Source organism: Nocardia sputorum, assembly GCF_027924405.1.
GTDB classification, from domain to species: Bacteria; Actinomycetota; Actinomycetes; order Mycobacteriales; family Mycobacteriaceae; genus Nocardia; species Nocardia sputorum.
Genome location: NZ_AP026978.1, coordinates 5,012,338 through 5,034,308, shown reverse-complemented (window position 1 = coordinate 5,034,308; position 21,971 = coordinate 5,012,338). Strand labels below are relative to the sequence as shown.

General features: G+C 70.2%; 23 protein-coding genes, 1 other RNA gene and 1 pseudogene. 12 read left to right on the top strand and 13 right to left on the bottom strand.

The genetic code is table 11. The annotated features are described in order from the left end of the window. Positions 1–6: 6 nt before the first annotated feature. Positions 7–825 (bottom strand): helix-turn-helix domain-containing protein, encoded by an 819-nt coding sequence (locus QMG86_RS22760; RefSeq protein WP_281874709.1) that lies wholly within the window; start codon positions 823–825, stop codon positions 7–9. A gap of 82 nt (positions 826–907) precedes the next feature. Here QMG86_RS22760 and QMG86_RS22755 point away from each other — a divergent pair, with 82 nt between their 5' ends. From QMG86_RS22755 to QMG86_RS22745, 3 genes are all read left to right on the top strand, one after another. Continuing rightward, the gene (locus QMG86_RS22755; RefSeq protein WP_281874707.1) at positions 908–1,357 is read left to right on the top strand and encodes a hypothetical protein; all 450 of its coding nucleotides are present in this window, start codon (positions 908–910) and stop codon (positions 1,355–1,357) included. Between the two features lie 349 nt (positions 1,358–1,706). After that, positions 1,707–2,294 carry a GNAT family N-acetyltransferase gene (locus tag QMG86_RS22750; RefSeq protein ID WP_281874706.1) on the top strand — a complete coding sequence of 196 codons (588 nt, stop codon included), beginning with the start codon at positions 1,707–1,709 and terminating at the stop codon, positions 2,292–2,294. Continuing rightward, on the top strand, positions 2,291–3,175 hold the full coding sequence (locus QMG86_RS22745) for a hypothetical protein (protein WP_281874705.1): 885 nt from the start codon (positions 2,291–2,293) through the stop codon (positions 3,173–3,175). Before QMG86_RS22750 ends, QMG86_RS22745 begins: the two co-directional genes overlap by 4 nt. Before the next feature lie 7 nt (positions 3,176–3,182). On the opposite strand, the gene QMG86_RS22740 is transcribed toward QMG86_RS22745, so the two are convergent. The 3 genes from QMG86_RS22740 to QMG86_RS22730 form a co-directional block, all read right to left on the bottom strand. Beyond that, a complete protein-coding gene (locus QMG86_RS22740) occupies positions 3,183–3,644 on the bottom strand; it encodes a GNAT family N-acetyltransferase (RefSeq protein ID WP_281874704.1) in 462 nt (153 codons plus the stop codon). Between the two features lie 48 nt (positions 3,645–3,692). Next, entirely contained in the window at positions 3,693–4,256 is a 564-nt protein-coding gene (locus tag QMG86_RS22735; RefSeq protein WP_281874703.1) for an NUDIX hydrolase, read from the bottom strand. Positions 4,257–4,374: 118 nt separating this feature from the next. Beyond that, the gene (locus QMG86_RS22730; RefSeq protein ID WP_281874702.1) at positions 4,375–5,262 is read right to left on the bottom strand and encodes an alpha/beta hydrolase; all 888 of its coding nucleotides are present in this window, start codon (positions 5,260–5,262) and stop codon (positions 4,375–4,377) included. A gap of 36 nt (positions 5,263–5,298) precedes the next feature. Here QMG86_RS22730 and rnpB point away from each other — a divergent pair. Then, positions 5,299–5,713: RNase P RNA component class A (rnpB, locus tag QMG86_RS22725), an RNA gene on the top strand. A 95-nt stretch (positions 5,714–5,808) separates the two neighbouring features. Here rnpB and QMG86_RS22720 read toward each other — a convergent pair. After that, entirely contained in the window at positions 5,809–6,180 is a 372-nt protein-coding gene (locus QMG86_RS22720; protein ID WP_281874701.1) for a hypothetical protein, read from the bottom strand. A 434-nt stretch (positions 6,181–6,614) separates the two neighbouring features. Here QMG86_RS22720 and QMG86_RS22715 point away from each other — a divergent pair, with 434 nt between their 5' ends. Both QMG86_RS22715 and QMG86_RS22710 read left to right on the top strand, forming a co-directional pair. After that, entirely contained in the window at positions 6,615–6,947 is a 333-nt protein-coding gene (locus QMG86_RS22715) for a hypothetical protein (RefSeq protein WP_281874700.1), read from the top strand. A 15-nt stretch (positions 6,948–6,962) separates the two neighbouring features. Further along, on the top strand, positions 6,963–8,414 hold the full coding sequence (locus QMG86_RS22710; protein WP_281874699.1) for an RNB domain-containing ribonuclease: 1,452 nt from the start codon (positions 6,963–6,965) through the stop codon (positions 8,412–8,414). Positions 8,415–8,436: 22 nt separating this feature from the next. On the opposite strand, the gene QMG86_RS22705 is transcribed toward QMG86_RS22710, so the two are convergent. From QMG86_RS22705 to panB, 6 genes and pseudogenes are all read right to left on the bottom strand, one after another. Further along, a complete protein-coding gene (locus QMG86_RS22705; RefSeq protein WP_281881089.1) occupies positions 8,437–9,297 on the bottom strand; it encodes a CHAD domain-containing protein in 861 nt (286 codons plus the stop codon). Positions 9,298–9,342: 45 nt separating this feature from the next. Further along, a pseudogene (gene pip, locus QMG86_RS22700) lies at positions 9,343–10,290 on the bottom strand (prolyl aminopeptidase); the annotation flags it as partial. A gap of 13 nt (positions 10,291–10,303) precedes the next feature. Further along, positions 10,304–10,753 (bottom strand): hypothetical protein, encoded by a 450-nt coding sequence (locus QMG86_RS22695; protein WP_281874698.1) that lies wholly within the window; start codon positions 10,751–10,753, stop codon positions 10,304–10,306. Between the two features lie 243 nt (positions 10,754–10,996). Continuing rightward, a complete protein-coding gene (locus QMG86_RS22690; protein WP_281874697.1) occupies positions 10,997–11,398 on the bottom strand; it encodes a PIN domain nuclease in 402 nt (133 codons plus the stop codon). Continuing rightward, positions 11,395–11,613, bottom strand: a complete 219-nt coding sequence (locus QMG86_RS22685; RefSeq protein ID WP_159840266.1) for a DUF2191 domain-containing protein — start codon at positions 11,611–11,613, stop codon at positions 11,395–11,397. The genes QMG86_RS22690 and QMG86_RS22685 overlap by 4 nt, the downstream gene beginning before the upstream one ends. Before the next feature lie 57 nt (positions 11,614–11,670). Beyond that, complete coding sequence (gene panB, locus QMG86_RS22680; RefSeq protein ID WP_281874696.1) at positions 11,671–12,528, bottom strand: 3-methyl-2-oxobutanoate hydroxymethyltransferase; 858 nt, start codon at positions 12,526–12,528, stop codon at positions 11,671–11,673. Between the two features lie 179 nt (positions 12,529–12,707). Here panB and QMG86_RS22675 point away from each other — a divergent pair, with 179 nt between their 5' ends. The 3 genes from QMG86_RS22675 to QMG86_RS22665 all read left to right on the top strand — a co-directional run bounded on the left by QMG86_RS22675 (position 12,708) and on the right by QMG86_RS22665 (position 18,824). After that, on the top strand, positions 12,708–14,252 hold the full coding sequence (locus QMG86_RS22675; RefSeq protein ID WP_434086120.1) for an alpha/beta hydrolase: 1,545 nt from the start codon (positions 12,708–12,710) through the stop codon (positions 14,250–14,252). A gap of 165 nt (positions 14,253–14,417) precedes the next feature. Continuing rightward, entirely contained in the window at positions 14,418–15,755 is a 1,338-nt protein-coding gene (gene glnA / locus QMG86_RS22670; RefSeq protein ID WP_159840268.1) for a type I glutamate--ammonia ligase, read from the top strand. Between the two features lie 57 nt (positions 15,756–15,812). Next, on the top strand, positions 15,813–18,824 hold the full coding sequence (locus QMG86_RS22665) for a bifunctional [glutamine synthetase] adenylyltransferase/[glutamine synthetase]-adenylyl-L-tyrosine phosphorylase (protein ID WP_281874695.1): 3,012 nt from the start codon (positions 15,813–15,815) through the stop codon (positions 18,822–18,824). A gap of 46 nt (positions 18,825–18,870) precedes the next feature. Here QMG86_RS22665 and QMG86_RS22660 read toward each other — a convergent pair whose 3' ends face one another. Further along, positions 18,871–19,206: a winged helix-turn-helix transcriptional regulator gene (locus QMG86_RS22660; protein ID WP_281874693.1), complete on the bottom strand. Its 336-nt coding sequence runs from the start codon at positions 19,204–19,206 to the stop codon at positions 18,871–18,873. A 108-nt stretch (positions 19,207–19,314) separates the two neighbouring features. Here QMG86_RS22660 and QMG86_RS22655 point away from each other — a divergent pair, with 108 nt between their 5' ends. Together QMG86_RS22655 and QMG86_RS22650 are read left to right on the top strand one after the other, a co-directional pair. Continuing rightward, the gene (locus tag QMG86_RS22655; RefSeq protein ID WP_063020336.1) at positions 19,315–19,641 is read left to right on the top strand and encodes a YciI family protein; all 327 of its coding nucleotides are present in this window, start codon (positions 19,315–19,317) and stop codon (positions 19,639–19,641) included. Between the two features lie 2 nt (positions 19,642–19,643). Next, entirely contained in the window at positions 19,644–20,291 is a 648-nt protein-coding gene (locus QMG86_RS22650) for a cysteine hydrolase family protein (RefSeq protein ID WP_281881087.1), read from the top strand. 161 nt (positions 20,292–20,452) lie between these two features. Here the strand turns inward: QMG86_RS22650 and QMG86_RS22645 are convergent, their stop codons facing one another. Further along, entirely contained in the window at positions 20,453–20,845 is a 393-nt protein-coding gene (locus tag QMG86_RS22645) for a hypothetical protein (protein ID WP_281874692.1), read from the bottom strand. Between the two features lie 111 nt (positions 20,846–20,956). Here QMG86_RS22645 and QMG86_RS22640 point away from each other — a divergent pair, with 111 nt between their 5' ends. After that, positions 20,957–21,901: an endonuclease/exonuclease/phosphatase family protein gene (locus QMG86_RS22640; RefSeq protein ID WP_281874691.1), complete on the top strand. Its 945-nt coding sequence runs from the start codon at positions 20,957–20,959 to the stop codon at positions 21,899–21,901. Positions 21,902–21,971 lie beyond the last annotated feature (70 nt).

Genomic DNA, 21,971 nt, shown 5'->3' with positions numbered 1-21,971 from the left:
CGTCGCTCACGTGTTCGCCGCGGCCGCCGCCTCGCGCAGCGCGGCCGCGGTGAAGTCGTCCAAAGGGTAGAACAATTCGATGGCCAGCTCCGACAGCGTCACGTCGGCGGGCGCGCCGAAGGTGGCCATCGTGCTGAACATCGACAATTCGCCGACCGGCGTCCGGATCCGGATCGGCACCTCGAACGGGCTCGGCGGCGCGCCTGCCTCCGCTTCCGATCCGCCCGCTCCGGCTGGATGGGGGTAGGCCGACACCTCCTCGTACAGTGCGGCCAGTTCCGCGTCACCGCTCGCGCCGACCTGCCTGCCCAGCCGCTCCAGGAACAGTCCGCGCACCTGAGCGAGGTTGGCCAACCGGGCCGAGAGCCCGTCCGGATGCAGCACCAGCCGGTACACGTTCGGTCGCGGCGCGCGCACGTGCTCGGGAACGCCGTCCATCAGCACGCTCATCGCCGGGTTGCCCACCACTACGTTCCACAGGCGATCGATCACCACCGCCGGATACGGCTGGTGCGCGGTCAGCATGGTGTCCAGTGCGGCGCGGACCGACGCGAGATGGGCGTCGTCCAGGCCGCTCTCCCGGTAAGCGGGCGCGAAACCGGCGGCGACCAGCACCGTGTTGCGTTCGCGCAACGGCACCTCCAGCGTCTCGCACAGCCGCAGCACCATCGCCCGGCTCGGTGCGGCCCGGCCGGTCTCCAGGTACGACAGGTGCCGCGCGGAGGTGTCGGCGGCCAGCGCCAGATCGAGCTGGCTGAGCCTGCGCCGTTGCCGCCATTCGCGCAGCAGGATGCCCGCTCGCGAAGGTGTCCGCACCGATGTCATTCGACCAGCTAAGCACCCCATCGCGCGGTGCCGCCATGACCTCCGAGGTTATTGAGACGCCCACTTTCGGTCAGCAGGGTTGGTGCCGGAGCCGACGGGGCTCCGGCAGATCGATGAACTGGAGGACGACATGGGATCCACCCTGGCCCGCCGCGACGGCGCCGCGTTCCTGCGCTCCGCGCTGCGCGTGGACGGCTGGAGCACGGGAATCTTCGGCGGGCTGCTGCTCGCCGGAGCGGGACTGCTGCGGGACCCGCTCGGGTTGCCGATCGGCTGGAGCATCGCGTTCGGCGTCGTCATGCTCGGTGGGGCGCTCGCGTTACTGACGATCGCCCGGCGCCCCGAGGTGCCCGCACGCCACGCGCAGGTGGTCGTGGCGGTCAACGTGCTGTCGGCCGCGGGGATGACAGGACTGGCGGGATCGGACATCCTCGTGCTGACCGGACTCGGCCTGGCGTTCCTGCTCGTCGGCGCGGCGGTGGTCGCTACTTTCGCCGGACTGGAATTCGCCGGGTTGCGCAGACTCGGGTGAGCGGCGGTCGCGTACCGACTGGCGAACAAGACCGTCGGCAGCATGTTCGACAGCGCCGACAACGGCTGGAAGCAGTACGGGGCCCGCCGGTTCACGGTGATCGACGTACCGGGCGATTACCTGAACACGATGAGCGAGCTGAACATCGGCGAGCTGGGCTGCGCTTGGACGAGGTGCTCTCGGCCGCCGATCCCGGTGATGGCGACCGGCGGCAGGCGGCACGGCGGTTGCGCACCGAGTTCCAGGACACGAGGATCCCCGACCGGGGGAGTGGTCAGCGCCTCCCGTCCTCGACCGCGTCGCCTATTTCCGTTATGCAGGAGTCCGGCGACCGGGTAGAGACATTCGGATGGACGTCTCGACACACGCGATCAGATTGCTCGTGCCCGACGACTGGGCGCTGTTCCGGCACGTGCGGATCGCGGCGCTGACCGACGCTCCGCAGTTCTTCGGCACCACCCTGGCCGAGGCGCAGGCCCGCACCGAGAGCGACTGGCGGCGCGCGCTGTCGGATCGGGCGCAGTTCGTCGCCGAGTCGGGCGGTGACGCGGTGGGGACGGTCGCGGGCATGCCCGACCCCGAACGCGGTGGCGTGCATCTGATCTCGATGTGGGTAGCGCCGCGGGCGCGGGGGACCGGTGTGTCGGACCGGCTGGTCCGCGCGGTGCTCGACTGGGCGGTCGCGGGTGGGCACGACGTCGTCCGCTTGGAGTTCGCCGAGCACAATTCCTTCGCCGAGCGGCTGTACCTGCGCCACGGCTTCGTGCGGAACGGGGGTGGTGGGCCGATCGCCCCGGGCGATCCGCGCCGGGAATTCGAGATGGAATGGCGGCCTCCGAGGTCCGGTTTGCCCGTGCATCCGCAGGGTATCCGGGCGGCGACGGCATCCGAGACGTCCGTCCCGCACCGCGACGCCGAGCACAGGAGACAGCCATGAACGATCGCAAACCCGCGGACAAGGGGACCGACGACGCGCCGGGCACCGCCGGTGGGTCCTCCGGGATCGGGCAGCCGTCCCACGGTGCGGCGGGCGCGGTGAGCGGTGCGGCCGGGACGAGCCGGAACGGGGACCCCACGGCGGACACGCCCGGCCAGGACCGCGGCGACGGCACGGGCACACCCGGTGCGGCACAGGTCCCCGAGGACGCGGCCGTGCAGGCCAGCGGCGCCGTCGGTGCCGCGCCGGAGCCCGAGACGGTGACCTCGGAGCAGGATCCGCGAGACGCGGGGGCGGAGTTCCGCGGTGCCGGTGCGGACGACGAATCAGAAGCGGTGACTTCGGCACAGGCCCCGGAGACTGCGGCTGCGGAGGCCGGTGGTACCGCGGGGAAGCCGGAGACCGTGAGTTCGCGTCCGGAGGGCGCGGCGGAGTCGGCCGCTGCGGGCGGCAAGACCGAGACGGTGAGTTCGGCGCAGATCTCGGAAGACGCGGCGGCGGAGTTCGGCGGTGCCGCCGGTACGGGCGGCGAGCCGGAGACGGTGGTTTCCGAGCAGGCCCCGGAGAGCGCGGCTGCGGAAGCGGTCTCCGCCGGCGCGGCAGCAACCACGGAGCCAGGATCCACCGCACGGCAGTCGGCCGAGGACGCCGACCGGCGGGAGACACCGATATCGGAGTCGGTTCGACGCGCCGCCGAGCGCGCCGAACAGGTCGAGGCGGAGGCCGCCGCGGCAGCCGAACGCGGCGCCGCGGGCATCCCCGGACCGGTGACCCGTCCGGGCCGCACACTGCTGGAGACGCTGCGCGACAAGCCGATTCTCGCCGCTATTCCCGCCTCCACCCTCGCGTTCATCCTCTGGCGCGCGTTCCGCCGGCGCTGACCCGCCCTCACACGCGACGTCGATAGACCTGCCGAGAACCGCCTTCCGGACCGGGAGCCGCGTCTTCCGCGGGATGGAAACCCATGCTCTGGTAGAACGCGCGCGCACCGCTGGCGATCGCGCCGGGATGATCAGGACCGAAGGTGACCACTTCGAGCGTGCCCGGGGCGGGGACGTACCGGCGGATCGCGTCCGCGATCAAGGTCCGCCCGATGCCGTGCCCGCGCGCTTGTTCCGCGACGACCAGCCAGCGCACCCGGTAGATCGGCGGCTTCGGCCCGAACAGGAGGCCGCCGAGCACCTCCGCGCCCGCGGACCGGGCGACGAGCGCCGTACCCCGCTCCACGTGCCGCAGCACGGCGGCACGGAATTCGGCGTCGTCGGCGGCCGCGCCGAACCAGTGCTCGACCTGACCCGCCAGTTCGGAGAAACCGGCGAGGTCGTCCTCCCGCGCAAGCCTGACAATCATCCGCGCCATCGTGACAGCATCGGCCGGCTCCGTCGACTCGGGGCGGTCTCAGCCGGTGCGCCGCCCGAGCGCGCCGTCGAGTTTGGTGAGGAATCGTCCGAGGTGAGGGTCGGTGTGGGGAAGGACAGCACCCGCGATGTCCCACCAACGCTCGCCATCGAACTCGCCCGGGTCGAGGGCGTGGTCGTGGGTGCGGTCGCCACGGATGACGTACCAGAGGCTGACGTCCTCGTGAGGGTCGGAGCCGACTGTGGTGGTGACGGTGAGGAACAGCGGATCGGGTCCGATGACGTCGAACCGCGCCTGGATGCCGATCTCCTCGGCCGCTTCGCGCCGGGCGGTCTCGAGCGGATGCTCGCCGGGATCGACGTGCCCGCCGGTCGGCAGCCACAATCCGGAGCGGCGGTGCTCGCCCAGCAGCACCGCCCGCGCGTGCGGATCGACCAGGACGACATAGGAGACCAGATGCCGCGGCGGCGTGGCGGGCTTGATCCGCCGGAAGATGTCATGAGTCGACGCGAGCCAGGCGAGCGTCGTGTCGATGTGCTGCTGCTCGAGCCCGTCGAGCGGGACGATGTGGCGGACGATGTCGGCTACCACGGCGGAATGCACGGTACGGACTGTAGCGCCGGGCACCTACAGGTTTTCCGCTCGACGCGGGCTTTTTCGCAATTCGATCAGCGCGGCACCGAGGTGCGGCCCGGCGGCGTAGCACCGGGCCGCTGACCACCTATGGTCGCAGCACCGACACCAGGAATTCGGTCTGGTCGTAAACCGCCTTCTCGAAGACCTCGTCGAAATAGATATCGAAATGCCCGGCGGGATAACGCTTCACCACCGCGTGCTTGGTGCGCTCGGCGGCGCGCAGCGCCGATTTCACCGGCGCCACGGAGTCGTCGTCGCACAGCGCGTACAGCACCGGCATCTTCAGGGCTTTCGCACGTCGCCCCGGTGCGTCGAAGAGCGCGGAGAACGCCACTCGCGCAGCCACTTTCGGCTCGTAGGTCTCGCTCTCGTCGGTCAGCCTGCGGAAGCCGTCCGGCACATCGGGCGCGCTCATCAGCGCCGCGGCGCGCTTGCGTCCGGCGAGCCGGATCCCGATCGGCTTGCGCCGAATCGGCGCGAGCAGCAGATCGGCTGCGGCGATGGTGGCGACCTTGATGGAGCTGATCGGCCCCTTGGCCCGTGCCGAGGACAGACCGCTGGTGAACGGCACCTGCGCGACCACGGCCGCGAGGTAGGCGTCGTCCGGCGCGACCGACAGCACGTGACCGCCCCCGAAAGACGTGCCCCACAACGCGATCCGGGTCGCGTCGATGCCGCGCAGCGTGCGCGCGTACGCGATGGCGGCATGCCAGTCCGCGCGCTGGCGCGCGATGCTCAGCAGTTGGCGCGGTGTGCCCTGACTGGCACCGAAATGCCGATAGTCGAAGACCAGGACCGCTATTCCCGCGGCGGCGAATCGCCGCGCGTACCGATCCAGTCCCATTTCCCGATTGGCCCCCAGGCCGTGTCCCATCACCACTAGCGGGCGGGGTTTGGGTGCGCCGTCCGGGCGATATAGCCACGCCGCGCACTGTTCGCTTCCGGAGGGGAAGCCGACCTCGACACGTTCCATGGCCACCAACCGTACCCAGTATCCTGGGACGGCGGACGAGTTGGTCGGGCGGCCGCGGCGTCGGGAACGGGCACGGCAGTGCCGCCGCCCGGCGCCGAGGAAAGTCCGGACTCCACAGAGCAGGGCGGTTGTTAACGGCAACCCGGGGTGACCCGCGGGAAAGTGCCACAGAAAACAAACCGCCCACGGCCTCGCGGCCGTGGGTAAGGGTGAAACGGTGCGGTAAGAGCGCACCAGCGCCCCGGGTGACCGGGGCGGCTGGGTAAACCCCGCCCGGAGCAAGGTCGAAGGTCGCACCGTCCGCGGTGCGGCTGCGCAGGCGTTCGAGGGCTGCTCGCCCGAGCCTGCGGGTGGACCGCTCGAGGCACCCGGCGACGGAGTGCCCAGATGGATGGCCGCCCCCCGGCCCCAGGGCCGGGGACAGGATCCGGCTTACAGACCAACTCGTCCGCCCGCCGGGGCTGCTTCGCGCCCCTGCCCGAAGCCTCGGAGTTTCCGTGCCGCGGGAAATCGATCGGGTATGCGAAGCACGCCTGAAGGCCGGGGTCAGCACATGAGTTTCGCCATTTGGTAGATCGCCTTGGCTTCCTCGGCGCTGGGCTGGGTGGCGCCGCCCGCGCGCTTGGTGATGTTCTTGACGACGTCGTCCTCGGACTTACCCGCTTTGATGTCCCCGCAGGTCTCGGTCAGGATGCTCGCGATCTTCGCGTCGTCCTTGCCTTCGGCCAGCTTGGGGAACGCGCCGCGGAAGCTGACGAGGAACGCGCCCGCCTTCACGCTGTCGACCTGGGCGGCGGCCTGCGCCGCCGTCGTGGTGGCGGACGAGGTGGCGTCGCTGGTCTTGTCCTCGCCGCAACCGGTGAGGAGCAGGGCGAAGAGGGTGGCACTGGCCGCGATAGCGGCGGTAGTTCTTGTCACGAGGCGGCATGCTAGCGGGCTCTGACCACCGTCGCCTCCCGTGAGGTGAACGGGAGGCGACGAGTAGTGGGAAAAGAATCGCGCGGTCAGACCGGGTTGATCACGAAAACCTGAGCCCAGTACGCGGCCTGCTCGGGGCCCAGCAGAGGCAACAGGTAGTCGTACAAAATCGATGACATAGGCGTGAAGCTCCCAAATTGTCGACGTGTGGGACATTTCCGAAGGCGCGGGCGAACCGGACGCCCGTCACGGCGGGCCACGTTAGCAGCGCGACCTCGCTCATGTCGCGCGGCCGGAATTTCCGTTGCCCGATTCGTTCGGAACTGGCCCTGAGCGTGATCGACGTCATAAAGTAGTCGCCGTTGGCAAGGCCCGATGCGGGGCAGCACCGGGCCCTTCGTTCTTCGATCGCGGGAAAGCAGGTCTCAATACATATGCGAGTAGTTCGCTCCATGGTCGCCGGCGCATTGGTCGCGGGCGCCGCTTCGATTTTTGCGGTGCTGGGTGCGGGTTCGGCGAGCGCGGTCGCGGTGACCCCGCTGCCGGGTGGGGTTCAGGTCGACCTGAGTCCCGCGGACACGGTATGGGTTCACCAGAACCACGTCGGCCTGGCTCTCGCCGGGCTGCCGCATCCGTCCGCCGCCTCCTTCGGCGAGGCGCTGGACGCCGCGGCTCAGGTGTCGTCCTCGGTCCCGGGTGGCCGGGTCACCTTCACCGTCTACGGGCCGTTCGACCAGTTGAACGGCACCATGCTGGCCCTGCAGTAGGACCGGCGCGCAAGCGTGGAACTCCACCAGCGGATCGTCTCGGCACCGATCGATTTCGGCGCCATACGATCGGAGTTCGGCCTGGCCTCGGCGTATCCCGCCGAGGCCAGCGCGGAGGCCCGCGACGCGGTGGACGCGTTCGCGGGCGACCGGGTCGATCGCACGGACATCCCGTTCGTGACGATCGACCCGCCCGGGGCCATGGATCTGGACCAGGCCCTGCATATCGAACGCACTCCCAGCGGTTTCACCGTGCATTACGCCATCGCCGATGTGGGTGCCGTGATCTACCCCGACGGCGCGCTCGCCAAAGAGTCCGGCGCGCGAGGGCAAACCTTCTATCTTCCCGACGGCACCGTTCCACTGCACCCGCCGGTGCTGTCGGAGAATTCCGCGAGCCTGCTTCCCGACCAGCCGCGTCCGGCCGCGCTGTGGACCATCGAGCTCGACGACCAAGCCGAACCGGTGCGGTTCTCGGTGGTCCGTGCGCTGGTGCGCTCCCGCGCCCGGCTCGACTACCTGCGCGTGCAGGCCGACGCGGAGTCCGGCAGCCTGCATCCCTCGATCGCGGCCCTGCCGGAATTCGGCACGCGGCGCATCGAGGCTGGGGTGGCGCGCGGCGCGATCGGGCTGCGGTTGCCCGCGCAAACCATCATCGAGGACGAGCACGCCGACGGGCACTGGCGGCTGGTGGTGGAACCGCGCACCGCCGCCGACGACTGGAACGAGCAGGTCTCGCTGCTCACCGGCATGTGCGCGGCGCGGATCATGCTGGACGGGGACGCGCCCGCCCGGGAGCGAGTCGCGCTGCTGCGCACCATGCCGCCCCCTTCCGAACCCGCGCTCGAGTCGATGCGCCGGACCGCGCAGGCGCTGGGCGTGGCCTGGTCCGCCGACGAACCGGTCGGGCAGATGCTGGCCCGGCTGGACCCCGGCACGCCCGCGGCGCTGGTGCTGATGTCCGAGGCGACCACCCTACTGCGCGGAGCGTCTTACACCGTGGTCGACGGCGCGGCCGGGGAGCCGCCCGGGCCCGACACCCTGCGGCACAGTGCGATCGGGGCCCCGTACGCGCACGTCACCGCCCCTTTGCGGCGGTTGTCGGACCGGTTCGCGACCGAGATCTGCCTCGCCCGCTGCGCGGGAGCCGAGGTGCCGCGCTGGGTGCGGGACGGGCTGACGGGCGCGGCCGACGCCATGCGGCGCAGCGACAGCGTCGCGGGCAAAATCGAGCGCGCCTGCATCGATCTGACCGAGTCGAGCGTGCTGGCGCGGCGGATCGGTGCGGAGTTCGACGCCGTCGTGGTGCGCGAGGCCAACGGCAACCGGCCGGCGGTGGTCTTCGTCGCCGACCCACCGGTGCTCGGGCCGTGCGTGGGAAAACCACCGGAAGGCGAGGCGGTGCGGGTGCGGCTGCTGTCGGCCGACCCGGCGGAGCGCAAAGTGTCCTTCACCTACCCTGCGTGAACGGGAGCGGCGCGCCGCCGGATCACCCCGTGATGACCTGTTCGAACACGGCGGCGGCGGTGGCCGGGTAGCGGCTCAGCTCACGCCCGGCCGCGGCGTCCTCCGCCGCCGCGAGAACCTCGTAGAGCCCGGCGTCCTCGCCTGCCGCTACCGCCTCGGTCGCCCGGTGCCGGATCGCGGCGTGCGATTCCACCGCGTCGCGGTGATCGCCGAGCACGGTTTGCAGCTTCTTGGCGCGGCTGCCGCGCTCGGCGGCCTCCTCGCCGAGCACCTGCTCCGCCGCCTCGCACGCGTACCGCAGCCGCTTGGCGCTCTTGCGGATGTCGTGCAGCAGTTCCACCCGTTCGCTCGGGTCGACGGTGGGCTCGGCGCGGACCAGGTTCTGCACCCGGTCGAGGTCGCGGCGCAACACTTCCCCGAAGACGTCCGTCGCGGACGCCGCGGCGCGGGAGTGGCGCAAGGGCGGATCGGTGCGCCATCCGGACAGTTCTTCCCGCAACGCGCGGTAACGCGCGTCGTCCAGCGCGGTCAGCACATCGTCGTGCGCCGCGCGATAACGATCCCGTTCGGCCTGCGCCAGACGCGCGGTGACGGCGTCGAGGGCGGCCGGGTCGGCGTGCTCGGCGTGCTCGGCCAGCAGCGCGGCGAACCGGTCGGCGCGCACCTCCGCGTCCCGCGCCGCGCCGAGCAATCCGGCCAGCCACTTGAGTTCCGCGCCCATCTCGGCGGCCGATTGCTTGACCAGCAGTTTGCCGTGGGACCGCAGCACGCTGCGCAGCCTGCGGGTGGCCACCCGCATCTGATGGACCGAATCCGGTGCGTCTGCCCGGACCTCGGGCTCGGCGGCCAAGAGCCGATCGATGTCCTCCCGCAGCGCGTCCACCAGTGCGTTCCCGGCCGTGAGCACCGTGCCCACCCCCGCTTTCGCGAATCGGTCGGTCGCTTCGACGAGGTGGTGCGTGATGCCGGGCTCGCTCGCCGCGTGCCCGGCGTCGTCGACGATGTGCAGGACCGAGCCCGGCCAGGCCCGGTGCAGCTCCCACGCGCTCACGGCCGGGCAGACGATGTCGTGGCGGCCTTGCACGATCACGGCGGGGATGTGCGAGATCACGCCGATGTCGCGCAACAGCTGGCCCTCGTCGAGGAACCCGCCGTGGCGGAAGTAGTGGTTCTCGATTCTGGCGAAGGCCAGCGCGAATCGCGGCTCGGAGGTCTCGGTCACCCGATCCGGTTGCGGCCGCAGCGAACTCGTCGCACCCTCCCAGCTGGACCAGGCGATCGCGGCGGTGCGCGCGATGTCTTCGTCGGGCGAGTGCAGCAGCCGGTGGTAGACCTCGACCAGATCCTGGTCGCGTTCGTCCTCGGGCACCGGCGCGAGGAACTTCTCCCACTCGTCCGGATAGACGTAGCCCGCGGCGCCGTTGTAGTACCAGTCGATTTCCTTGCGCCGCAACAGGAATATGCCGCGCAGCACCAATTCCGTCACCCGCTCGGGGTGCCGTTGCGCGTAGGCCAGCGCCAGCGTGGAACCCCACGAGCCGCCGAACACCTGCCAGCGGTCGATGCCGAGATGTTCGCGCAGCGCCTCGATGTCGGCGATCAGATGACCGGTGGTGTTGTGCTCCAGACTCGCGCCGTCGGCCAGGTGCGGGGTGGAGCGGCCGCAACCACGCTGGTCGAACAGCACGATGCGATAGGCGGCCGGATCGAAGAACTGCCGGTGGAACGGCGCGGTGCCGCCGCCCGGCCCGCCGTGCAGGAACACCACCGGTTTGCCGTCCGGATTGCCGCTGACTTCCCAGTAGACCGACTGGCCGTCGCCGACCGCCAGCATGCCGGAGGCGTAGGGCTCGATCGCGGGGTAGCGGGTACGCATCCGGCCGCCCGGCTCAGAACGCCAGACCAGAGGCCAGATCCGGGATGCCCAGCGCCTCCACGGCCTGCTGGCGCACGTCGGGGCAGGCCTTGATCGTGGCGCGGTCGACGATCGGCTTGTCGGCCAGTACCGCGGCGTTGATGCCGCCGTTGCGCAGCGCCCACTCGTGGACCAACGCGTTCAGGCCGATCTTGCCCAGGGTCCCGCCCTGGATTCGCCAGTTGGACAGCTCCGGCCGGATCATGTCGCACAGCTGGGTCGCGGCCGCGTCGGAGATCTCCGGGCTCGCCGGGGTGGTGCGGCCCGCGGTGGTGCCCGGCGTGGCGGTGGCCGACGCCGTGGTCGAACTCGAGCTGCCGGTGGGGGCCGGTCCCGAGTCGCTGCCGCAAGCGGTCAACGCCGCGGCGGCGAGAGCGCCCGCCACCAGCAGGGTGCTGCGTGAAATCCAACGGCTGTACGGCATGGGTACCTCTGGTCGTGTCGGTATTGTCGGCATCGAGTCTGCCATTGATTTCGCCGACCGGCCCGAACCGGCCGTTTTCGGTGGGAATAGCTCAGCGCAACCGCGCGCGCAGCTCGGACCGCGCGGTATGCACAAGTCACCGACGGGACGAAGAGTGTCGTCCAGGCTCGGTCCGCAACCGGCGCAGTTGATTCGGCAGGTGGAGCGCTGACTGCGCGCCTGAAGTCCTCCGCGCCGTCGGAGCTAGCGATCGACGCGGATCATCGGAAGCTCTGGTCGTACCTTTGCGATGGATTCGAAGTCGGCATCCGCGTGCAGGAGCGTCAGGTGGTGTTCGAGCGCGGTGAGAGCGATGACGATGTCCATCGGCGACGGCCCGCGATGGTGGCCGATTCGGATCAGGTCACGTTGCACCGCCAGCACGTGACGCCACGGATCGTCGAGCGCGGGATACCAGCCGAACGTACGGCCCAGCACCGCGAAGAACGGTTCGAAGTCCTTGCCCGACCGAACGGAGACCATGAGTTCGGCTTCGACGGGCGGGCAGACGGCGACGAGTCCTTGTGCCACTTGGCGCGGCCACGGGTCGTGCACCTGGCCACGGAGCAGCCGCCACACGGCCGAGGTGTCGGCGAGGTAGGTCAACGCCGGGACCGCTCCTCGCCCGCCAGCACGTCGAAGTCCAGGATCTCCTCGGCATTGGCCTGCAGCCAGGCCAAGCCGCGGGCGCGATCGTCCGCGGTCAGGCCCGCCGCGATGGCCAATGCCCGGTTTATCGTGTCACGCTTGGTTCGTGTGCCCAGCTGCTGCTGCGCGAACGCCAGTGCGCCGTCGTCGAGATCGACTATGGTCCGCGACATGGCTGCACCTCCCTTGATATACGGATATAAGCGAGTATATCAAGGGAGGTCGCGATCTCAGAAGCTGTGCTCCGGCCCCGGGAAGGTGCCCCGGCGCACTTCGTCGGCGTAGGCAGCGGCGGCAGCGCGCAATTCGTCGCCCACGTTGCCGAAACGTTTGACGAACTTCGCGGTCTTGCCACTGGTGTAGCCCGCCATGTCCTGCCAGACCAGCACCTGCGCGTCGGTGTCGGCGCCGGCGCCGATGCCGACCGTCGGAATGGTCAGCTTGCGAGTGACCTGCCCCGCCAGCTCCGCCGGGACCATCTCCATCACCACGGAGAACGCGCCCGCCTCCTGGACCGCGATGGCGTCGGCGATCAACTGCTCGGCGCCGTCGCCGCGCCCCTGCACCCGGAATCCGCCGAGGGTGTTCACGCTCTGCGGGGTGAAGCCGATGTGCGCCATGACCGGGATTCCCGCCGCGGTGACGAGCGCGATCTGCTCGGCGACCCGCTCGCCGCCCTCCAGCTTCACCGCGTGCGCCCCGCCCTCCTTCATGAACCTGGTCGCGGTGGCCAGCGCCTGCTGCGGGGAGGACTCGTAGGTGCCGAACGGCAGGTCGGCCACCACCAGCGCGTGCGGCGCGCCGCGCACCACGCCGCGCACCAGCGGGATGAGCTCGTCCACGGTGATCGGTACGGTGGTGTCGTAGCCGTACACGACGTTGGCCGCGGAATCGCCGACCAGCAGCACCGGGATGCCTGCTTCTTCGAACAGCCGCGCCGAGGAGTAGTCGTAGGCAGTCAGCATCGCCCAGCGTTCGCCATCGGCTTTCATCTGCTGCAAGTGGTGCACCCTGGTCTTGCGCACGACCTTCTTGGGCTCCGCGGGCGCCGCACCGTAGGCAGGGGTTTCCGAATCGGATACGGACATCATCGTCCCTTTCGTCTGTGTCGCCTCGGGGCCCGTCCGGGTCCCCGGGATTGTCTGACGAGAATCAGTGTGCCACCCGCCACCGAGCCGGATTAAGGCCGATGACCGGTGCAATTGGTCACAGCGCCGAAGTTTGCCCGGGGCGGTGCCCCCGGGTGCCCGGTGGCAATATCGGAGGCATGTCGACGGTTCGGAATGGGCGCGGTGCGCTCCCGGTGGCGGTGCTGGCGTCGGTCGCTGTCCTGATGTCGGGGTGCGTCGTCACCCGCACCGAATCGGGGCAGCCGACGACGGCGCCGCCCACCGGGTTGGAGAAGTTCTACGGCCAGACGGTGCAGTGGGGCGACTGCACCGGATTCGGCGGACCGGACGACCGGCTCCCGCCGAGCACCGAGTGCGCGCGGATCACCGTGCCGGTGGACTACGCGGCGCCCGACGGCGCGACCGCGCAGATCGCGATCTCCCGCACCCGGGCGACCGGGCGGCGGGTCGGTTCGCTGGTGATGAACCCGGGCGGGCCGGGGGAATCCGGTCTGGGCCTGTCGTCGCTCGGCAACAAGACCGAGCTGGCCGAGCGCTTCGACCGGATCGGCTTCGACCCGCGCGGCATCGGCTCCTCCCTGCCCGTGATCGTCTGCCAGACACCCCAGGAGCAGGACGCCGAGCGAGCCGAGCCGGAGGAGGACTACACCCCGGCGGGCATCGCCGACGCGGAGGCCGACAACCGCCGGTACGCGGACCGCTGCGCCGAGCGCACCGGCAAGGACTTCCTCGCCCATGTCGGCACCCGGGAGGTCGTGCAGGACCTCGACGTCATGCGTGCGGCGCTCGGGGACGAGAAGCTGACCTACGTCGGGTACTCCTACGGCACCAAGATCGGTTCGGCGTACGCGGAGAAGTTCCCCGACCGGGTGCGCGCCATGGTGCTGGACGGCGCCATCGACTCCTCACAGGATCCGGTGCAGGAGTCGCTGCGCCAGGCGGCGGGCTTCCAGAAGGTGTTCGACGCCTACGCCGCGGACTGCGCGCAACAGCCGGACTGCCCGCTGGGCTCGGATCCGGCGCAGGCGGTGGCGCGGTTCCGCGCGCTGGTGAACCCGCTGTGGGACAAGCCGGCGCAGACCACCGATCCGCGCGGGCTGACCTACGGTGACGCGCTCACCGGCGTACGCCAGGCGCTCTACACCGACGAGTTGTGGAAGGTGCTCACGCTCGGGCTGTCGGAGTTGCGGGACGGGCGCGGCGATACGTTGCTCGCGCTGGCCGACCTGTACGACGGCCGCCGCGACGACGGCACGTACACCAACACCACCGACGCGTTCAACGCGATCCGCTGCGTGGACGATCCGCGCATCACCGATCGCGCGGTGGCCGGCCGCCAGGACGCGGAATACCGCAAAGCGGCCCCGTTCCTGGACGACGGCCGCGGCACCGGCGCGGCGCCGCTGGAACTGTGCACCGCGTGGCCGGTGCCGAACACGAGCGAACCGCATCGCATCGCCGTGGCGGGCCTGCCGAAGACGGTGGTGGTCTCGACGACCGAGGACCCGGCGACGCCGTACCAGGCCGGAGTGGATCTGGCCGCGCAACTGGGCGCCGCGCTGATCACCTACCAGGGCAGCCGGCACACGGTGGCGCTGGCGGGTGGCGTGCCCTGTGTGGACGACGCGGTCATCGCCTATCTGGTCGATCTGACCGAACCTGCTCCCGGCCTCACCTGCTGAGGCCGCCGGGCACGGTTGCCGACCGGTGGCCCCGCGCGGGCGTTTCCGGAAAAAACTCACAAAGGGGACGATCCGGCTGTGCGGACTCTTCCGAAAAAATCCAGGTCAGCAATCTTAAGCGTGTATGTAACACGGATTTAACGCCGGATGCTTACGCTCGCGGGCATGGATCGCCAGAAGGAATTCGTGCTGCGGACGCTCGAAGAGCGGGACATCCGCTTCGTACGTCTCTGGTTCACCGACGTCTTGGGCTACCTGAAGTCCGTCGCCATCGCACCCGCCGAGCTGGAAGGCGCGTTCGAAGAGGGTATCGGATTCGACGGATCGGCCATCGAGGGCTTCGCCCGGGTCTCGGAGGCCGACATGGTCGCCCGGCCGGATCCGTCGACTTTCCAGGTGCTGCCGTGGGCCACCAGCAAGGGGCACCAGCACTCCGCGCGCATGTTCTGCGACATCACCATGCCGGACGGCTCGCCGTCCTGGGCCGACCCGCGCCACGTGCTGCGCCGCCAGCTGAACAAGGCAGGCGACGTCGGCTTCAGCTGCTACGTGCACCCCGAGATCGAGTTCTTCCTGCTGGAGAACGGAACGCGGGACGGTGCCCCGATCCCCGCCGACAGCGGCGGCTTCTTCGACCAGGCGGTACACGATTCGGCGCCGAACTTCCGCCGCCACGCGATCGACGCGCTGGAGTCCATGGGCATCTCGGTGGAGTTCAGCCACCACGAGGGCGCACCGGGCCAGCAGGAAATCGACCTGCGCTACGCCGACGCGCTGTCCATGGCCGACAACGTGATGACCTTCCGCTACCTGATCAAGGAAGTGGCCATCGACGAGGGCGTGCGCGCGACCTTCATGCCCAAGCCGTTCGCCCAGTACCCGGGCTCGGCGATGCACACCCACATGAGCCTGTTCGAGGGCGAGACCAACGCCTTCCACGACCCGGACGACCCGATGAACCTGTCGGAGACGGCGCGGGCGTTCATCGCGGGCATTCTCGAGCACGCCCCGGAGATCAGCGCGGTAACCAATCAGTGGGTGAACTCCTACAAGCGCCTGATCCACGGCGGGGAGGCCCCCACGGCCGCCTCGTGGGGCCGGTCCAACCGCTCCGCGCTGGTGCGTGTGCCGATGTACACGCCGAACAAGTCGTCCTCGCGTCGCGTCGAGATCCGCAGCCCCGATTCCGCGTGCAACCCCTACCTGGCCTTCGCCGTGCTGCTCGCGGCCGGTCTGCGGGGCATCGAGAAGGGCTACACGCTGCCGCCGGAGGCCGAGGACGACGTGTGGTCGCTGACCGTCGCGGAGCGGCGCGCGATGGGCTTCCGCGAGTTGCCCGGCACCCTGGACGAGGCGCTGCAGGCGATGGAGCGCTCCGAACTGGTCGCCGAGACCCTCGGTGAGCACGTGTTCGACTTCTTCCTGCGCAACAAGCGCCGGGAATGGGCGGACTACCGCAGTCAGGTCACGCCGTTCGAGCTGAAGGAATACCTGGGGCTGTAATCCGAGTGATGCCCCGGGGGAGCGTGCCCCCGGTCGCGGCCGGGTAATTTGAGAACCATGGTCCGGCCTCCGTCTGCGCGCTCCGTCGTCCCCGGTGTCGGTCGGCTCGGATTGCTCGAGCCGTCGGCCGCCGCGTCGCTGCGCGAGCTGGGCTGGGACAACGTCGAGAGCATTCCCGTGCTGTGGTCGCTGTCCCGCGCGCCGGACGCCGATCTCGCGTTGAGCACGCTCATGCGGCTGCGCGAGAGCATCGGAGACGGATGGGACGCCGTCGATTCGGCGATCCGTACCGATACGGCACTGCGGGGCAGGCTGTTCGCGCTGCTCGGCTCGTCCAGCGCGTTCGGCGACCATCTCGTCGCGGCGCCGTCGGCCTGGGAGGGTCTGCGGCGCAAGGAGTTACCGGAACGCGACGAGCTGATCGCCGATCTGCTCGCCGTCGTCGAGGCCGAACCCGAGCGAGGGCCCAACGCGGCCCCGTTGCTGTTCCGCGCCGGGGTCTCGGGGCCCGAGGTGGTGGCGTCGCTGCGCAAGCGGTACCGCGATCATCTGATGCTGCTGGCCGCGCTGGATCTGGCGGCGACGGTGGAGAACGAGCCCGTGCTGCCCTATCAGGTGGTCGGCAGGCAGCTCACCTACCTGGCCGACGCCGCCCTGACCGCGGCGCTGGCGGTCGCGGTGGCCCGGGTCTGCAAGGACGAGCCGGTGCCGGTGCGGCTGGGCGTGATCGCGATGGGCAAATGCGGGGCATGCGAGCTGAATTATGTCAGCGACGTCGACGTGGTGTTCGTCGCCGAGCCTGCCGACGCCACCGCCACGCGCTTGGCAGCGGAGCTGATGAGCGTGGCGAGCCAGGCGTTCTTCGAGGTCGACGCGGCACTGCGGCCGGAGGGCAAAGCCGGTGCTCTGGTGCGCACGCTGGATTCGCACATCGCCTACTACAAGCGGTGGGCGCGGACCTGGGAATTCCAGGCGCTGTTGAAGAACCGCCCGGCCACCGGCGATCTCGCGCTCGGCGAGCAGTACCGCGCCGCGCTGATGCCGATGGTGTGGTCGGCCTCCGAGCGTCCGGATTTCGTCGCCGAGGTGCAGGCGATGCGCCGTCGCGTGGAGGATCTGGTACCCGCCGACCTGCGGGAACGCGAACTCAAACTGGGGCGCGGCAGTCTCAGGGACGTCGAATTCGCCGTGCAGCTGCTGCAATTGGTGCACGGGCGGGTGGACGAGACGCTGCACGTGCAGGGCACCGTCGAGGCCCTGACCGCGCTGGCCGCCGGCGGGTACGTCGGCCGCGACGACGCGGCCAATCTCACGGCGTCGTACGAATTCCTGCGGCTGTTGGAACACCGCCTGCAACTGCAGCGGCTGCGTCGCACCCACACCCTGCCCGCCGCCGACGACGAGGAGGGCATGCGCTGGCTGGCCCGCGCCGCACACATCCGGCCGGACGGCAGGCAGGACGCGGTGGGTGTGCTGACCAGCGAGATCCGCCGCAACGCGGTGCGCGTGCGGCGATTGCACGCCAAGTTGTTCTACCGGCCGCTGCTGGAATCGGTGGTGCGCATGGAACCCGACGCGCTGCGCCTGAGCCCCGAGGCCGCCATCCGGCAGCTCGCCGCGCTCGGCTACGCGGCGCCGGAACACGCCCTCGGCCACCTGAAGGCCCTCACCGGCGGGGTGTCGCGCAAAGGCCGCATCCAAGCCCTGCTGCTGCCGACGCTGCTCGAATGGCTCGGTGAGACACCGAATCCCGATGCGGGCCTGCTGGCCTACCGTCGGGTGTCGGAAGGGCTCGCCGACCAGATCTGGTTCCTGCGCGAGCTGCGCGACGAAGGGGCGATCGCGCAGCGGCTCATGATCGTGCTCGGCTCCTCGGAGTACCTGCCCGATCTGCTGATCAACGCGCCCGAGACGATCCGGATGTACGCCGACGGCCCCGGCGGCCCGCTGCTGCTGGGTCCGCAGCCCGACGAGGTGGCTCGCGGCATCCTCACCGCCGCCGCTCGCTACGAGGACCCGAAACGCGCCGTGGCCGCGGCGCGTTCGCTGCGCAGGCACGAACTCGCACGGGTGGCGTCGGCCGATCTGCTCGGCATGCTCGACGTGCCGCAGGTGTGCCGGGCGTTGTCGTCGGTGTGGGTCGCGGTGCTGGAGGCGTCGTTGCGCGCGGTGATCCGGGCAGGTGAGGCGGAACGGGGCGCGCCCGCGCCCGCCGACATCGCCGTGATCGGCATGGGGCGGCTCGGCGGCATGGAACTGGGCTACGGCTCGGACGCGGACGTGCTGTTCGTCTGCGACCCGCGCCCCGGCGAGGACGAGACCAAGGCCGTGAAGTGGGCGATCGGGGTGGCCGACCGGGTGCAGCAACTGCTCGGCGCGCCGAGCACCGACCCGCCGCTGCACGTGGACGCCGGGCTGCGGCCGGAGGGGCGCAACGGCGCGCTGGTACGCACGCTGGCCGCCTACGCCGCGTACTACGAGCAATGGGCGCAGCCGTGGGAGGTGCAGGCGCTGCTGCGCGCCAACCAAGTGGCCGGTGACGAGGAGCTCGGGGTGCGCTTCCTGCACGTCATCGACAAGGTGCGCTACCCGGAGGGCGGTGTGTCGGCCGAGGCGGTGCGCGAGATCCGGCGGATCAAGGCCAGGGTGGACGCCGAGCGGCTGCCTCGCGGCGCCGATCCGGCCACCCACACCAAGCTGGGACGTGGGGGCCTGGCCGATATCGAGTGGACGGTCCAGCTGGTACAGCTGCGGCACGCCCACGAGGTGCCCGGCCTGCACAACACCTCCACGCTGGAGGCGCTGGACGTGATCGAGCGGACCGGACTGCTGGACGCGCAGGACGTGGCGCTGCTGCGGGACGCGTGGCTGACGGCCACCAACGCCCGCAACGCCTTGGTGCTGGTGCGCGGCAAGCCCACCGACCAGCTCCCCGGCCCCGGCCGCCTCCTGTCCGCGGTCGCCCGCGTCGCGGGGTGGCCCAACGACGACGGCAGCGAATTCCTCGACCACTACATGCGCGTCACGCGGCGCGCCAAAGCCGTCGTCGAACGCGTCTTCGGCGCGTGAGCCGCGCGTCGGCTGGTCGCTTCCCGCGCGGCTCCGGCAGCCGGATTCAGGACTCGAGCGTGAGCCCGGCGCGGGCCGCGCGCTGTTCGCCCCAGTCGTAGAGGGCGGTGAGGACGGGAACCAGGGTGCTGCCTTCGTCGGTGAGGGTGTATTCGACCTGCGGCGGCACCGTGTCGTAGACGGTGCGCCGGACCAGGCCGTCGGCCTCCAGCTCGCGCAATTGCTGCACCAGCATCTTCTCGCTGGTCGCGGGCATCCGCCTGCGCAGCTCGCCGTAGCGGTGCACCCCCTCCTTCAAGTGGGCGAGGATCACCGGCTTCCACTTGCCGCCGATCAGGTCGACGGTCACCTCCACCGCGCAGTTGTAGCGCTTGCCGGGCACCTGTCCTCCGAGTACTCACCGAAAAGTGCGTTCTTGTAACACTGTAATCATCGCGATTCCATGGATGCCGTTCACCGGAAACCACACGCGCACATGGAGCGAAATTCTATGAAGGTCATCGTTTTCGACCGATTCAAGCCCGGCGTCACCCTGGAGACGATCAACCCGTATCTGCCCGAGGAAGTCGCCAATGTGTGGCGGCTGTGGAAGGCGGGCATCGTCCGGGAGAACTACGCCCGCGCCGACGAGCCCGGGGTGGTCATCGTCTTCGAGGTCGACAGCGTCGAGGAGGCCCGCAAGTACGTCGCGGACTTCCCGCTCACCAAGGCCGGGTACCTGGACTGGACGTTCGTCCCCGTGCAGGCTCCCTTGCCGCTGGAGGCGTTGATGGACCCGGCCGTGGACGTCGCCGAGCCCTACGACCGGACCGCGTGAGCATGCGGCACGCATTCGGCTTGAGCATCCCGCAGACCGTGCCGGACGCCTGCGATCCCACGCGGATGGCGCTGCTCATCTACGACATGCAGGTCGGCATCGTGCGGCAGATTCCCGGCGGCGAGGAGATCGTGCGCGCGTGCGTGCGGCTGCGTGACGCCGCCCGGGCGGGCGGATTCCGGGTCTTCTACACCCGGCACATGTCGCTGCCGGTCGCGGCGTCGGGCGTGGCCCAGTTGCGCACCGCCATGTCCTGGCAGCGGGTGGCCGACCCGGCGGACGTGCGCTCGAGCTTCCCGCAGGGTTCGCCGCAGTTCCACCTGGTGCCCGAGCTGACGCCCGGTCCGGACGAGGTGGTGTTCGACAAGATCACCATGTCGGCCTTCGCGGCGACCCCGCTGGATTTCGCCTTGCGCGACTGCGGCATCGACACCTACGCCGTGGCGGGCATCGCCATGGAGGTGGGCATCGAGCCGACCGTCCGGCACAGCCTGGACCTGGGTTATCTGCCGATCGTCGTCACCGACGCCTGTGGAGCCGGTCATCCGGCGGCGGCCGAAAGAGCGCACGCCACCCTGGAATTCGCCGGTGGGTCGCTGACGACGGACACCGCGGGACTGAGCGAACTGATGAGGCGCTGCGCGCCGTGACGCATCGGACGCGGTGAGGCGGTGCGCGCCGTGACGCGTTGGACGCGTCAGGATTCGTCCGGTGTGCGTCGGCCGGGGACCGCCGTCGTCGACCGGGAGTTCGGATGCGCTGCGCCGGTATCCCACCGCCTCCGAATGATCGATCGACGGGTAGGCGATCGTCAGGAGGGTCGCGATCCGCGCGGGACAGCGGCTCTCCCGCTGCGGCCGAGCACGCGTAACGCGCGCTTGCCTGCCGAACTCCGGGCGCCGGGTGTGCGACTCGGAGTCGCCCCGCCGGTCAAGGCTTGGAAGCGATCGACGAACCGGCGGATGGCCAGCCGGTCTTCGTCACCGAGCCCGTGCGCGGTCGTGACGGTGACCAGGTCGCCGGAGTCGATCCGCAGGACATCCCAGCACCACGGCAGGACGGGCGCGTGCACGCTGCGCCCGTTACTGCTGATCGTGATGGCCGAACGGGTCACACCCGGAATCACGGCCAGATCTTCGGCGATCCCCGCTGTGAGCGGCCCCTCCGCGCGGAATTCCTCGACGTACATTCTCGACCTCGTCACGTCGTCGGCAGTAGTGAGCCAGTGTAGACGTGCGGCGGATCTCGCTCGAGCACACGGAATCCACACCCGCGCTACACCGGCTCTTCGAAGACGGTGCCTAGGCTCGACCGCATGCGTAAATGGATGGACCGGGCGTTGCTCGGTGTGGGGTGGTGCGCAGTAACCGCGGGCGCCCTCGGGATCGTGCTGCATTTCGGGGCGTGGCAGCGGCGCGGGCTGGTGCTGCTCGCGTCGGGGGCGTCGTACTTCATGATCGGGGCGCTCGTCGGCCTGGTGCTGTTGCTGATCGCGCGCGGGTGGCGCAGTGCGGCCGTGGCCGGTGTGCTCGCCGCGGCGGTGCTCTGGACGCTGGTGCCCGCGTTCGTGCCGGAGAGCCGGGCCGCGAGCGGTCCCGAGGTGACCGTCATGCAGTCGAATATCTTGTTCGGCGGCGCCGATCCGGCCGCCGTGGTGCGCGCGGTGCGGGACCACCGGGTCGACGTGCTGACGGTCGACGAGCTGACCGGCGCGGCGCTCGAACGCCTGGCGGGCGCGGGCCTGCTCGCCGAATTGCCGCATCACTACGCCGAACCCACCCGCGACGGCGGTGGCGGCACCGGCATCTTCAGCAGGTACCCGTTGCGGGACAGCAGGAAATACGACGGCTTCATCCTGAACAATGTCTCCGCGACAATGGATCACCCGGAACGAGGGCCGATCGCCGTCTTCGCGTTCCATCCGGTCCCGCCGCCGTTCGACTTCCCCGCGTGGCAGGCGGAGATGCGCAGGATCCGCGAAATCCTCGACGCGCACAACGGTCCCGCCATCGTCGGTGCCGACTTCAACGCGACTCGCGACCACACGGCGTATCGCGATCTCCTGCGCGGCCGCTTCGCCTCGGCCGCCGAGCAGACCGGGGCGGGTCTGCTGCCCACGTTTCCCGAGGACCGCCGCTGGGGCCCGGTAATCGGCATCGACCACATCCTCTTGGCCGACGCCACCGCCGAACAGCTGCGCACCCTTTCCGTTCCCGGTTCCGACCACCGAGCGCTGATCTGCCGCATCCGCCTGCACTGACGGGTCCGTGCCGCGACCCTACCCACCGAGCGCTGTGTCACATCCAGGTCGGCGTACGCCTCTTCGGCCG

What these genes read in the sequence shown, in the direction of transcription:
- QMG86_RS22650 (WP_281881087.1), top strand. Translation starts at nt 19,644, where the DNA reads ATGCGGCACGCATTCGGCTTGAGCATCCCGCAGACCGTGCCGGACGCC.
- QMG86_RS22750 (WP_281874706.1), top strand. Translation starts at nt 1,707, where the DNA reads ATGGACGTCTCGACACACGCGATCAGATTGCTCGTGCCCGACGACTGG.
- QMG86_RS22640 (WP_281874691.1), top strand. Translation starts at nt 20,957, where the DNA reads ATGCGTAAATGGATGGACCGGGCGTTGCTCGGTGTGGGGTGGTGCGCA.
- QMG86_RS22760 (WP_281874709.1), bottom strand. Translation starts at nt 825, where the DNA reads ATGACATCGGTGCGGACACCTTCGCGAGCGGGCATCCTGCTGCGCGAA.
- QMG86_RS22715 (WP_281874700.1), top strand. Translation starts at nt 6,615, where the DNA reads ATGCGAGTAGTTCGCTCCATGGTCGCCGGCGCATTGGTCGCGGGCGCC.
- QMG86_RS22745 (WP_281874705.1), top strand. Translation starts at nt 2,291, where the DNA reads ATGAACGATCGCAAACCCGCGGACAAGGGGACCGACGACGCGCCGGGC.
- QMG86_RS22665 (WP_281874695.1), top strand. Translation starts at nt 15,813, where the DNA reads ATGGTCCGGCCTCCGTCTGCGCGCTCCGTCGTCCCCGGTGTCGGTCGG.
- panB (WP_281874696.1), bottom strand. Translation starts at nt 12,528, where the DNA reads ATGTCCGTATCCGATTCGGAAACCCCTGCCTACGGTGCGGCGCCCGCG.
- QMG86_RS22740 (WP_281874704.1), bottom strand. Translation starts at nt 3,644, where the DNA reads ATGATTGTCAGGCTTGCGCGGGAGGACGACCTCGCCGGTTTCTCCGAA.
- QMG86_RS22655 (WP_063020336.1), top strand. Translation starts at nt 19,315, where the DNA reads ATGAAGGTCATCGTTTTCGACCGATTCAAGCCCGGCGTCACCCTGGAG.
- QMG86_RS22695 (WP_281874698.1), bottom strand. Translation starts at nt 10,753, where the DNA reads ATGCCGTACAGCCGTTGGATTTCACGCAGCACCCTGCTGGTGGCGGGC.
- QMG86_RS22730 (WP_281874702.1), bottom strand. Translation starts at nt 5,262, where the DNA reads ATGGAACGTGTCGAGGTCGGCTTCCCCTCCGGAAGCGAACAGTGCGCG.
- QMG86_RS22675 (WP_434086120.1), top strand. Translation starts at nt 12,708, where the DNA reads ATGTCGACGGTTCGGAATGGGCGCGGTGCGCTCCCGGTGGCGGTGCTG.
- QMG86_RS22685 (WP_159840266.1), bottom strand. Translation starts at nt 11,613, where the DNA reads ATGTCGCGGACCATAGTCGATCTCGACGACGGCGCACTGGCGTTCGCG.
- glnA (WP_159840268.1), top strand. Translation starts at nt 14,418, where the DNA reads ATGGATCGCCAGAAGGAATTCGTGCTGCGGACGCTCGAAGAGCGGGAC.